The sequence below is a fragment of the Frankia sp. CoBUL1 genome (assembly GCF_978021245.1).
The window spans coordinates 1-12,550 of the sequence record NZ_CDXDOS010000088.1; the positions used below are offsets into that span (position 1 = coordinate 1).

The 12,550-nt window shown below is 72.7% G+C and carries 8 protein-coding genes and 2 pseudogenes; 4 read left to right on the forward strand and 6 right to left on the reverse strand.

From position 1 onward, the window contains the following. Positions 1-233 precede the first annotated feature (233 nt). The 5 genes from AC08OX_RS08895 to AC08OX_RS08915 form a co-directional block, all read right to left on the reverse strand. Positions 234-2,480, reverse strand: coding sequence for an HsdM family class I SAM-dependent methyltransferase (locus AC08OX_RS08895; RefSeq protein ID WP_476607372.1), 2,247 nt, complete (start codon positions 2,478-2,480; stop codon positions 234-236). Then, complete coding sequence (drmB, locus tag AC08OX_RS08900) at positions 2,477-4,405, reverse strand: DrmB family protein (protein WP_476607373.1); 1,929 nt, start codon at positions 4,403-4,405, stop codon at positions 2,477-2,479. Before drmB ends, AC08OX_RS08895 begins: the two co-directional genes overlap by 4 nt. Further along, entirely contained in the window at positions 4,405-4,680 is a 276-nt protein-coding gene (locus tag AC08OX_RS08905) for a hypothetical protein (protein ID WP_476607374.1), read from the reverse strand. Before AC08OX_RS08905 ends, drmB begins: the two co-directional genes overlap by 1 nt. A gap of 12 nt (positions 4,681-4,692) precedes the next feature. Then, positions 4,693-8,523 carry a DISARM system helicase DrmA gene (gene drmA / locus AC08OX_RS08910; RefSeq protein ID WP_476607375.1) on the reverse strand — a complete coding sequence of 1,277 codons (3,831 nt, stop codon included), beginning with the start codon at positions 8,521-8,523 and terminating at the stop codon, positions 4,693-4,695. Positions 8,524-8,802: 279 nt separating this feature from the next. Next, on the reverse strand, positions 8,803-9,450 hold the full coding sequence (locus tag AC08OX_RS08915; RefSeq protein ID WP_476607376.1) for an SAM-dependent methyltransferase: 648 nt from the start codon (positions 9,448-9,450) through the stop codon (positions 8,803-8,805). 84 nt (positions 9,451-9,534) lie between these two features. Between AC08OX_RS08915 and AC08OX_RS08920 the strand changes: the two genes are divergently transcribed. The 4 genes and pseudogenes from AC08OX_RS08920 to AC08OX_RS08935 all read left to right on the forward strand — a co-directional run bounded on the left by AC08OX_RS08920 (position 9,535) and on the right by AC08OX_RS08935 (position 12,095). Further along, positions 9,535-9,834, forward strand: a complete 300-nt coding sequence (locus tag AC08OX_RS08920; protein ID WP_476607377.1) for a type II toxin-antitoxin system Phd/YefM family antitoxin — start codon at positions 9,535-9,537, stop codon at positions 9,832-9,834. Beyond that, entirely contained in the window at positions 9,831-10,118 is a 288-nt protein-coding gene (locus AC08OX_RS08925) for a type II toxin-antitoxin system RelE family toxin (protein ID WP_011437076.1), read from the forward strand. The genes AC08OX_RS08920 and AC08OX_RS08925 overlap by 4 nt, the downstream gene beginning before the upstream one ends. Positions 10,119-10,437: 319 nt before the next feature. Next, a pseudogene (locus AC08OX_RS08930) lies at positions 10,438-11,208 on the forward strand (DUF6444 domain-containing protein); the annotation flags it as partial. 26 nt (positions 11,209-11,234) lie between these two features. Further along, positions 11,235-12,095, forward strand: coding sequence for an IS66 family transposase (locus AC08OX_RS08935; RefSeq protein WP_476607378.1), 861 nt, complete (start codon positions 11,235-11,237; stop codon positions 12,093-12,095). A 177-nt stretch (positions 12,096-12,272) separates the two neighbouring features. Here the strand turns inward: AC08OX_RS08935 and AC08OX_RS08940 are convergent. Then, positions 12,273-12,467, reverse strand: a pseudogene (locus AC08OX_RS08940) (IS3 family transposase); the annotation flags it as partial. Between the last annotated feature and the right edge of the window lie 83 nt (positions 12,468-12,550).

Consider the following 12,550-nt stretch of genomic DNA (forward strand, 5'->3'; position numbering starts at 1 on the left):
CGCGGAAAGGCTCACTTAACGCAACAGGCCGTCACACCACGCGACCTTCGCGCAGCCCTGGTCCCTTCCCGCCCGATCCCCGGGAACACTACCCCCACCCGGAAACGGCATCGGCCACGGCATTGTCGGCCGGCCACGGCATTGTCGGGTTGCTGATCCCGGCTGCACCGCGCCGCCTTCAGCGTCACCAGGAGAAGGCTTCGGCCGGACCTGTGTACCGGGCAGGGGTGTCATTACCCGGCACCTGTCTCCCCGCCCCGCAGGCTTCCGTCGGCGATTCCGAGATGACCGAGCCGGACGATGGTCCCGGCCAGTTCCACCGCGTTGCGCAGCGACTTCTCGACCATCGTGAGGCGCTGGAAGTCGAGCCCCCGGGAACGCTGTTCGGCCAGCGGGAGAACCGGTATCCGGACCCGCCGCGGGTCGGCGCGCGGCGACGATCCACCCGAGCGGCAGGCGGCCCGGGCATCCGCGCCACCACCGGATCGCCCGTGCGCCCGATGGCCGGCCGCCCGCAGGATCCCGGCCAGGAAGTACGGATCGAGCCGGTCGGGATCGCCCCGCAGGAGCACCACCCGCGGCCCGAGAACGACGCCCGCGTCCTCGACGACTCGGGCCGTGGTCTCCCCCGACGCCGTCACACAGACAACGTCGCCGGGCCGGAGAACGAGCATTCCGGCCAGTTCCTCCGTCCGGCTCGACGGGCCCCGCCCATGCCGGACATCGCCCGCAGTGAGCAACGGCAGGTCACCGACCCCGGCCCTGGTCTGCAACGGGGCCATCAGGATCGTCAACGATCCGGCTTTTGCCAACTCACCGATCGTGACGCTCGACGTGACGCCCAACGAAGCCGGCCGGTCCGCCGGTCCGGATCCCCTCGGTGGGGTCAGGAGGGGAACCGCCGAGGACAACGAGGCCACCGTCGCCAGGAAATTCTCCCAGACAGCGGGGAATTCACCGACCGCGGGAAACTCACCGACAGCGGTTCTTTCCGGAGGATGGTCGATGTAGCGTCGCGGGCTCACGTCGACCTCGTCGTCGAGGAGGTCCGCAACGCACATCCGCCGGAATCCCGCCGGCAGATCGGCGTCGTCGGCCACCTGGTCCGCCTGGGCGGCGGTGTCGCCGCCGAACCCGCCAGCGGCGACGAACAACGCCCAGGCCGCTTCGACGACGGCGATCTCATCGCACGCCAGGCCCAGCAGCACCTGAGCGGGCGTCGCCCCGGCCCCGCCGGAACCGGCATCGGGGCCGGCACCGCGGCGGAGCACCCACAGATCCGGGGCCGATCCCGCCGGGAACAGGCCGGGCGGCAGCCCCAGCACGGCGCGCAACTCCCCGGCGCGCAGCAGGTTCGCCCTGATGCGGCGCCCGGCACGGCGCGACGCGGCGGCCGCCGGCATGATGACCAGCACCTGCGCGCCGTCCCGGGCGTGCGCCAGGCAGTACTGCACCCAGGCCAGCTCGGGTTCCCCCCGCGGTGGAACACCGTGGCGCCACCACGGTGCGCCGAGCAGCTCGTCGTAGCCCCAGGAACGCTGCCCGAACGGCGGGGCGCACAGGACCGCGTCGGCCCGTTCCCCGGCGAAGGTGCCGGCGAGCAGCGAATCGCCCGCGACGATCCGCGCGTCACCACCCCGCAGCAGCAGTCCGACGGCGCTCACCCGCGCCATCGTCGGGTTGACATCCTGGCCGAGCAGGCGGCCCGCCCCCGCGGCCCGGGCGGCCTCCAGCAGCCCGCCGATCCCGCAGGCCGGGTCGAGCACCGTGGCGGCCCCCGCCCGGCCGCGCAGGCCGGCGAGGGTCACCATCAGCTCCCCGACCGCCCGCGGAGGCTCCGCCACCTGCCGGGAGCAGACCTCGCGGTAGCGGGCGCGCAGCGCGTCGAAGAGCTCCGCGTGGCCGTGCCGGTCCGCCGCCTCGGCGGCGACCCGGGCGATCGCCACCCACCCGGTCTCCCAGGTATCGGGGAAACCACCGGGAAGCTCCGGCACGGCGCGGGCGATCGCCGGTTCCAGGGATACGGCCGCCACCGCGTCGCTCTCCCCGAGCAGTGCCGTGGCGCCCGCGGGATCCCGCTGACGATAAATGAGGAAACCCCCGAGATAGCCGGTCACCTCACCGAGGCGTGGATCATCGACGGCCCCCCGGATCCGCTGCCACACCTGGTCGGCCGCCTCGACCTGGAACGGTCGGTCATGCCGGGCGAGCCAGTCCGCCACGGAGGCCAGCGCGAACAGCGGGCTGGTCGACGTCCCCCCGACGGGTGCGGGAAAGTCGGCGAACCGGCGCCGCCAGTTACTGACCGCGGCCCGCCCGACTCCGGCCAGCCGGGCGATGTCGGTGGCGGTGACCGTGGCCGTGTCTGCGGCCGTGGCCGTGTCTGCCGCAGAGCTCGCCGCGTCTGCCGCAGAGCTCGCCGTGTCCGCCGCAGAGCTCGCCGTGTCCCGGCCGCTGGTCTTCACCGGCAGCCCGTTCACGGCAGCCCGCCGAACAGGGCGAGGGCGCGGTCCTGCGGCTCGTCTCCGAGGAGCACGACGAACCGGCGGTCGAGGAAGCGGTTGCCACGCTCGCAGGTCGTCTCGGACACGAACAGGCAGACGTGGCAGGCGGCGCCGTGCAGGAAGTCGGCGGGCGCCGACGGCAGCCGCTCGGCGCACAGCGGATCGGACGAGCAGTGCCGGGCATCGGCGAGGGCCCGGCGGGTCAGCCGGAGCAGCTGGTCGGGCTCGGCCAGCGACACCAACCCGCCCAGGGTGCCCTCCGCGTCCGGGACGGCCGTGTAGATGAGGATGCCGCCGCGCGGGTCGCCGTCGTCCCCGGCGTAGATGCGTTCGCTCAGGCTGGCCGAGCTGTAGCCGCACTCCAGCGCGATAGTCCGGATAAGCAGGTGGGACAGGGTGTGCAGGGCGAGGAAGCGCTCCCCGGGCCAGCCCTGCATGGGGTCGAAGTCCGCGGCGATCCGGTCGGAGTAGCGGTTCACCCGGAATCGGCTGTAGGCGTCGCGGTGCTCGCGCATCGCGACACTGTCCGCGACGCGGCGCGCCCACGGGCCGAGGATCTCCTCGGGCACCCGCAGGAACATGCCCTCGCCGCGGACCTCGCTCGCCGGTACCCAGGAAGCCGGCCCACGGGCCAGCGGCGCCCGGATGACGAGGTCGGGGTCGTCCGGGTCGGGCGCGTCCAGCCGGGTGAACCCGGTCAGCGCCCGTACCTCCCGCAGGCGTTCGGCCTGCACGACGTCGGCGTAGCAGCCGGCAAGCGGCGCCGGCACACCGCCTGGCTCGCGGCGCAGGGCGAAATCGTCGGTGGGTTCCGGGAGGACGGCGGAGGAGAAGATCTCCCATTCCGGGGTGCGCAGATCCGGGTAGGACCGCTCGCCGTCGGCGTCGGAACCCGGGGCCGGGCCGGTTGCGATCGCGGCGCGATGCCGCTCGACCGCGGCCCAGATCTCGGCGTTCGACCACGTCTCCAGCTGACGGAACACCGGGATCGGCACTGAGCGGGCAAAGTCCAGAATCGCCATATTGTTGATCTTTTCGAAGACCTCCCAGTGCTGTTCGACCTTGACCGCCAGCTCACTGGCGCCGGTCCGCGGCACCGACAGCACCGACAGCGTCTGGGCGAACCACTGGTTGGAGGCGCCGACGACGAGCAGGCGGGACTCCTGCGGGCACCCGCCATCGGCGAAGGTCCCCAGGTGGGGATGGCGGCCCCGGCAGCGTGGCAGGTGCCCCGCACCGCGACGACCCATGGCCTCCCGGATGTTGCGCCGGGCGTCGCAGTTCACGCACCGGATCTCGACGTTGGCGCCGAGGTTACCGCCGCGGTCCTCCATCCGCAGCCGGGGATGACTCGCCCTGGCGCACTGCGCGCCCCGGTGCACGAACATCGGGTAGGGGAAGTCGTCGAGATGACCCGCGGTGCAGGCGAGCACGAAACGGGCCGCCACCGCGAGCGGCCGGCGGCCGGTCTTCTTCCGCCCGCAGGTGCCGTGGAAGAAGCGGGCGTCCTGGGGCCGGGTCAGCCACGGGTTCTCGAACCCGAACGCGCGGGAGGCGATCACGTCCAGCTCGTTGCAGGCGGTGCAGCGCAGCCAGTTCGGGAACGGCACGGTGGGCACGCCGATGCGGGCGCCCTGCCCACTGCGGTCGCCCGCATCGGTCTCCGCCCACGAGGCCGGGCGCAGCTCGGTGACGCCCCGGTCGTACAGCCGCCGCACGGCGGCGAGCAACCGCGGCTCGACGATCGGCTGGTACTCGGGGACGTTGCGGTAGTCCCAGTCGTCAACGCCGCGGACGATCGCGGAGAAGTTCGGCAGGTCGACGAGCGCGCCGACACCGCTGGTGAACATCAGGTGGCTGGGCCGGACCGCGCCGACCCGCCGGTGGAACGCCGTGACCATCAGATACCCCTCCCCGGGAGCGCCGCGCGGGCCGACCGCGCCGGACGGCCCGCCCGTGCCGCCGCGAAGGCCGTCTCCCCCAGTTCGTCCCCGACCGGGGCGGCCTCGTCGTCCACCTCGTCCCTGTCGTCCACCTCGCTGCTCCCGATCTCACCGCTGCTGCCGATCTCACCGCCGCTGCCGATCTCACCGGTACCGTCGGCGTCCGGCGGCGCGCCGAACGCCCAGTCCGGCTCGCCGTAGGCGGGGGTGAAGATCTCGGCGGGGCCGGGCACCAGCAGGTTGATCTAGCGCTCGGTCTCCCGCATCGACTGGGCGACGGTGAGAACGTCCCAGCGGACGTGCCCGGCGGGCTCCAGCAGGCCGGTGACCCGCTGCTGTCCCCCGGCCGTGCGATAACCGATCCGGGACGGGCCCGTCCTCGTCAGCTCCCACCTCTCGATCAGCTGCCGGATCCGTTCTTCGAGGTACTCCCGGCCGCGCGGCCCGGCGACGGCCTCGGCGCGGGCCAGCAGCCGGTCGATCACTCCACTGACCGTCGGACCGGCGAGGTCCACGTCGTGGGCGTCGACGTTGCGAGTGTTCGCCTCGTCGGCGTGCCGGACGGCGGCGACGAACGTGCCGGTGGCGGTCCGGTCGAGGGAGCGGCGGGTGAACGGGGTCACGGACAGCGCCTCCACCTGCCGGTAGAAGGTCGCATGGTAGTGCTCGAAGTCCTCGTAGTGAGCGAGATCCCGCGGCCGGGCCCAGTTGTACAGGGTGACGACAAGACCCGGGCGGCCGGCGTCCCGGCCGACCCGGGAGGACGCCTGGATGTACTCGGCGGTGTTCTTCGGCTGGCCGATCACGGCCATCAGCCCGAACCGGGAGACGTCCACCCCGACCTGGAGCATCGAAGTCGCGAGCACCACGTCGACCGGGATCCGGTCCTGGTTGCTCCGGGCGCGGGTGCGCTCGGCGAGGGGGTGCGGTGCCCGCCGGTCCCGCTCCCTGCTCCGGAACGATGCGCGGACGTTCTCGGCGACGGCCTCCCGCCGCGCGGAGGTGTCGAGCTCGGGGTCGAAGGGGATCTCCAGGCGGCCCAGCACCTCGCTGATGTCCGCCGACGAGACCCGGGAGGTCAGCTCCGAGATCGCGAGCATGCCGGTGCCGGTGACGATGCGGTTGGCGAGCCCCTTGCGCCGGCCGTGGGTACGCACCCGGGTGGTGACGTCGTCGTCGAGGTAGCGGCGCATGCCGGCGAGCTCGCGAGTGGCGTTGAAGTAGCCGACGAGGGTCAGATAGGGCTCGGCGGGGGTGCCGTGCCGGTCGAACAGGGTCTGGCCGGCGAGGAGCAGGATCTCAGCGAGGCGGATCTCGGCGGACTTCATCCTCGTCCCGTGCGCGCAGACGCCGAGGTAGCGCCGGCCCGGGGTGGCGGGGGTGACCGGGACCCGCCGGGAGAAGAACGTATCGGTCACGTCGATCACCTGGGGCGGGAAGACGGCGAGGCCGCGGCCGAAGACGCCGAGCACCTGGTCGCGAGCCCGCCTGGTGGTCGCCGTCGAGGCCACGATCTTCGGGCCGGTGAGCGCGCCGGCCGGGACCAGCCAGGTGCACAGCTCGTCGACCGCACTCTCGAACAGGCCGACGGTGGTGCCGAGCGCACCGGAGATCAGGTGCAGCTCGTCCTGAATGATCAGATCGGGCGGGCGCAGCCGGACGACCGGCTCGCTGGTCACGGCGGGCCGCCTGCCGCGGCTGTGGTGACGCTCGCCGCAGCCGGTGCGGGCGTCGAGGTCGTCGTGGCGGTACCCGTGCCGGGGACAGCGTCGGCTCACCCGGCCGAACAGGATCCCCGCCTCGCCTCGCCAGGGCAGCTGGGCGAGTTTGTCGACGGTGGCGATGACCAGACTCGGGGCGTAGCGGTAGATCTCCTCGTCGACGGTGAGCACCGGCAGGCCCTCGTCGGGCGCCGCCCGCCGGGAGAACGGGCAGGCGTCGGCCCCCTCGCCGTTCGGGCAGTACAGCAGCACCCGGCGGAGGTCCTCGTCGACGTGGGCGTCGGTATGGGCCCCGAGCGCGCTGCCGCACCACGGGCAGCTCAGGGTCTGCAGGACGTTGGCCCGCTTGCCGTCGCCGGCCTCGCGCGCCTCGCCGACCTGGTCGCGGGCGTCCTCGAACCGGTTCGGGGACACCCCGCCGCCGACCCACAGACCGATGCGGAACGGCGTGGCACCCCAGGTCGCCGGGTCCGCACGGCGCTGCACCTCGGCGGCGCAGACCAGGGTGGCGGCCCGCTGGAACTGCTGGGCGGTGAGCAGCCGCAGCGTGTACCGCATGAGGACGGCGACCCCGGCCTCGCCGGAGCGGGCCGTGGCGCCGGTGCCGACGGTCCCCTGTAGGCGGCGGATCGCGAAGGTGTAGGCGGTCAGGCCGAGGTAGGCCTCGGTCTTGCCACCGCCGGTGGGGAAGAACAGCAGGTCGACGACGGCGGTGGCGTCCGCGGCCCGTTCCGGGTGCGCCGGGTCGGTCAGGGAGGGCAGGTTGAGCAGCACGAAGCCGAGCTGGAACGGCAGCCAGGAGGCCTCCCCCGCGCCCCGGGCCCGCACAGCAGCGGCGGCCGCAGCGTAGTCCAGCCCCTGCTCGTCGCGCAGCCGGGCGATCGCCGTGTGCCGGCGCTGGGCGGCCATCGCCTCGTTGGCGAACTGGAACGCGGCCAGCGCCTCGCGGTGGCGCGGCTGGTCCTGGTCGGTGAGCAGGGCGATACCGGCCCGGATGCGGTCCGCCGCTCGGCGGGCGTCGCCGATTGCCGTGCGAGCGGCCGGGCGCAGCCGCGCCGGCAGGCCCGCGACCTCGGCCTCGCGCTCGTCGAGCCAGGATGCGTAACCGTCGGCGAGGGGCGTCAACCCGCGCCGCAGGGCGGCGGGCCCGGCCACGGCGAGAGTGTCCATGGCCAGTTCGACCCCGGCCAGCGGCATGCCGGGCCCGGCGGGCGCGACCGTCGCCGGCACGTCGTAGGTGGGCAGCCAGGTGGTCTCCAGCCGGTGGGCGCACCGCGTCACCGGACCGGACGTGCGGATGCACCGCGACATTGCGACCGGTCGCGTAGCGACGCTCCCCCGGTACAGCAGCTGGAGATGCAGATCCTCGTGATCCGCGTCGAGGGGCGGCGCGCCGGCGAGCGGCGCGCCGCCCGCGGGGGAGCCGGGGCCGGGGCCGGGGCACTCGTCCGCGGGATCGTCGACGGGCAGAAAGACGGCGCGCGCGCCGTCCAGCGCGGTCACCGACAGCGTCGGCTGGAACAGCCACGCCGTGTCCGCGGACGAGTGCGGCTCCGGTTGGCTGTTGACCAGCGTCAGCTCGACGACGCGACGGGCACCGCGCTCGCGGACGGCGACGACGAGGAAGACCCCGGTCTCGTCGTCGCCGACGAGCGGCATCCGCCGGGAACCGACGCCCAGGTGATCGTCCAGGCGGATCTCCCGGTTCGCGAAGACCACCGGTTCGCGGGTCCACGCGCTGCGCTTGCGGCCCTCGTCGTCCTCCACCTCCCGCTTGGTGTAATGCCCCCAGGCCGCCGTGACGGCGAGGACGTCGACCGGATCCGTGCCGTCGGTTCCGGCCGGCCCGTCACTTCCGGCCGGCACGGCGAAGGAGAGTCCCATCGACGACGCCCAGATCCGCCCCCGGTTCTGCGGGGTGGCGATCTCCGGCAGGTCGGCGTCCGCGTCGCCCTGCACAGCCGTCTCCGTGTCGGCGACGACGTCCGCGGTGGCGGCCTCCCGGGCACCGCGCGGAGCCGGCTTCGGCCCGAGCATGCCGACGAGGTACCGCTCGCGCGGGCCCATCGCCCTGGGGTGGAACTGCTCGCGCTCGCCGCCCCACGGGCCGAGCAGATCCCGGCGGACGAGTTCGGCGAAGGCATCCCGGACCTCGTAGGACGCCGCCGGCTCGAAGAGCTGTGGCGCGTCGAGGACCTCCGCGGCCGTACGGCCGTCGGCGTCCGCACCGGCCCCGTCGCCCGCGCCGGTGCCGCCCACGCCCCCCGGCGCGGCGGGCGAAGGCGGCGCCGCCCGCGCCCCTGGGACCCCCCGCGGCACGGGGAACAGCCCACCCTCGGCCTCCGGCTCCACCACGGCGCGTCTCCCCCCTCGGCATCCACCGGGCCTCGACGACCCGCCACGAATGCTGTGTACTTGATTTCTGTGTACTCGGTTCACAGGCTACACCATCGTCATCGGCGACGAAAGCCACCATCCCACCCGGGTCCGACATGTCGGCCGGTGAATGCGCGGGACCTGGGCACGCTCCGCAGTCCCCGGACCGTGCCTTGCCCCCCACAACGTGGCCACCGCGCATGGGACCCCGCGCGATCATGCGGACCCGACCTCGTGAACGCTCGCGCGGGTCAGTGGTCAGGGCATCCGGGCGACACCGCCGTACCAGTTGACCTGGGCATCGGTCGGGCCGTCCGGGGTCACCTCGGCCCGCCAGCGATGGACGATCTGCACTCCCGGCTCGACGAGCTCCAGACCGTCGAAAAAACGTTCGACTTCGGCGCGGGTACGCATCGTGAGGGGAATCCCCCGCTGCCGGTAGACCTCGACAAGCCGTCCGGCCTCCCCCGGCGCGGCATCGGCCGTGCAATGAGTGAACGCCAGACAGCTACCCGAGGGCAGGGCGTCGAGGTAGCGACGGACAAGGCCGTAGGGATCCTCGGAATCGGGATGAAAATGCATGATCGCGATCAGGGAAAGCGCGATGGGGCGGCTCAGGTCGAGCGTGTCGCGTACCTCGGCCGAAGCCAGGATCTTCCCCGGTTCCCGCAGGTCGGCGTTCAGATAGGCGATACGACCCTCGGGTGTGCCGGTCAGCAGGGCGCGAGCATGCGCGAGGACGATCTGTACCATCCCTGGGATACACACGCACTTGTAGGACGGCTCGGCAGTCTTCGTCGTCGGTATGGCCCGGGTGCCCGCCGCGGCTCGGCCCCACGCGGCGGGCTCGGGATCTGCGCGGATGACGGCCGAGTTGCCACCCAGTGCGCCCTGGCCAGTGCGCATGGCCTCCGGGCCGACTGTCTCTGTGGCCGATTCGAGCCGCGAGTTCTGCCTTAACTTCACGCCACTTGAGCGTAGACTGAGATCGTGACGACGCTGCCCTTCACGGATGCTCGGAACCGCCTCTCAGAGCTGCTCGACGACGTCGAGCGAACCCATGACCGGGTAGAGATCACACGCCATGGTCATGCCGTGGCGATCCTCGTCTCGCCCGACGACCTCGCGGCGCTGGAGGAGACCGTCGAGGTGCTGTCGAACCGCGAGACCATGCGGCAGTTGGCCGAGTCCCGCGCCGCTGTCGAGGCCGGCGACGTGCTTGACGCCGAGGACCTGGCGGCGCTCATGGCCAAGCGCGCCGCGCCGGGTGCCAGGAGACGCTCGTCATGACGGGCGCTGCCGGGCCGTACCGTCTGGAGATCACCGGTCCGGCGGCCCGCGCGCTTGCTGGACGTATACCGGAAAAGGTCGCCACGGCCGTACACGAGTTCATCACCACGACGCTCCTGGAGAACCCGCACAGGCTCGGTAAGCGTCTCCTCTACCCGCCCTACGCTGGAACCTGGTCGGCGCGGCGAGGCATGTACCGGGTGCTCTATGAGATCGACGAGGAGAACCGCATCGTTCTCGTGACCGCCGTAGAGCACCGCGCCGACGCATACCGCGGGCGTTGAGCGGCAAGACCGCAGCGTGCCGGTACGAGCACCGCCGATGTCCCCCCTGCTTGCACATATGGCGCCGGAAGCCTGACGAAGCACCCGACGTAAACCTTCAGCCGGTTCGCGCGGCGTGACGATCATGGGGCTTGTTGTGGCTGTCGGTGACGGTCTGCCGGGGTTGACGGGTGGCCAGGCGGATTGGGTGAGTGATGGCCCTGTCGCTGCATGGCGTGGGGTTGCGACCCGTTAGATCCGTGGTGTGCCCACACCGGACGGCCCTTCCCACGACAGGCCAACGCCCGCCGCGTCGGCGGCCGTGCCGTGGCTGGTCTGGGTGCTGGTCGCCTGGCTGGCGGAGGAGAACACGGCGTTGCGGGCCGAGAACGAGCGGCGGATCGCGGACACCGAGCGGCTGGTCGTGGTGAACGAGAAGCTCGCCGCGGTCAACGAGGACCTCGCGGCCCGGCTCGACCGGCTGGAGCACCTGATGTCGCGGAACAGCGGCAACTCCTCGTTCCCGTCGTCGAAGGACGACCAGCCCGGGAGGCCTGCGCCGGCCCCGAGGAAGACCCGTACCGGCGGTGGGCAGCAGCGTCGGCGTGGGGGGCAGCCCGGCGCGCCGGGTACGCACCTGGCCCGGGTCGAGGACCCCGACGAGCAGGTCGACCGGTTCCCGGAGGGCCGGTGTGGGTGCGGGAACGACCTGGCCACGGCCCTGGGAGGGGGCACGGCCCGGGACCTCGGCGTCGTGGACTCCTACCCGCAGGTCGAGATCCCGCTGCTCACGGCCCGGGTGACCCAGTACGACCAGCACGCGCTGGCATGCGCCTGCGGGAAGGTCCACCAGGCCACCCGCCCGGACGGCGCGCACCGCGGGCCGATCGGCTACGGGCCGAACCTGCGGGCCTGGTGCGTCTATCTGATGGTCGTGCACCACCTGCCGGTCGGACGGTGCGTGGACCTGCTGACCTCGCTGACCGGCGCGGCGCCGTCGACCGGGTTCGTGCACGGCCTGCTGAACACGGTCGCGGCCGCGCTCACGGCGGCGCACCAGCGGAGCCGGGCGCTGATCACCCTGTGCGCGGTCGTCGTGATGGACGAGACCCCGATCAGGGTCGGCCCGCGGCTGCCATGGCCGGCCGCAAGGACGCCAAGCGCCACCTGCTGGTCGCCTGCACCGAGCTGTACACCCACTTCCTGCTCGGCGACCGCGACCTGCGGACGTTCCAGACCTCGGTGCTCGGCGAACTCGCCGCCGCCGGCGCGACCGTCGTCCACGACCGCTACCACCTCTACGACCACGACTTCTTCAACCCCGCCGTCGGCGACCCGCTCACCGACGGGACCGGCGACGACGGCGCGCACGACCCCGACGACGTGGAGTTCCCCGGCCTGGTCCACCAGTTCTGCGCCCAGCACCTGATCAGGGACCTGACCGCCGCCGCCGAGACCTACCCCGACCAGCACTGGCCTGGGCAGATCGCCGACGCGCTGCGCGGCCTGATCCACCACACGAACCTCACCCGCCACGCCGCCGACCTCGCCGCGCGCCACGACCCGGCGCACTGCCGCTACTGCACACCCCCGGCACGACCGGCGCCGGCCAGCGTCGAGGACCTGCTTGCCCTGTTCCGCGACGGCGTGAAGGTCGGGATGTTCGCCACGACCTCGCACGGCACCCACCCCGGCGAGCGCCCCGCCCGCTTGCTCGTGGAGTTCCTCAGCACCCGGCAGGCCGACGTGCTGCGGTTCCTCACCGACCCGGCCATCCCGGCGACCTCGAACGACGCCGAACGCGAACTACGCCCCGCGAAGCTGCAGCAGAACATCTCCGGGCGGCTGACCAGCAACACGGTCACCCAGGACCGCTACACCATCCTCGGCTACCTGCGCACCGCCGCCAAACACGGCCGCGACGTCATGACGACCTTGCGCGAGGTCGTCACCGGCCGGGCCTGGATCCCCGACTGGCCGCCCGCCGCCCCGGCCTGAAACACAACCCCCACCCGACAACACCCACCGACCGGAGACACACCCGCCCCGACCGGCATCACGTCATGCCATCAAACGGCACCCACGCCGCCCGGGCTGAATGTTTGCGCTCGATCTCCCTGTCCCGCGGGTCCGCCGCCGGCCGGCCACGTTTCCTCGACAACGCCGCGACCCTACCCTCGCCCGCCGCCATTCCACGAGATGCGCCGAGTACAACCGCTCCCGACGCAGGATCGCATCCTTCTCACCATGCTCGGCCGCGTCGTACTCCGCGAGGATCCGCGCCTTGTACTCCGCCGTGAACGTCCGCCGCTTCGCCTTCGGCTCGACCTCCGGGTCAGGCCGCCCCACCACCGGCTCGGACTCGTCCACCCGACCATCATCGGCCAGACCCCGCCCGGCCGTCAGCATCATCGTCACGATCTACCTCTCCCAGCCCCGCCCAAGCCAGCCTA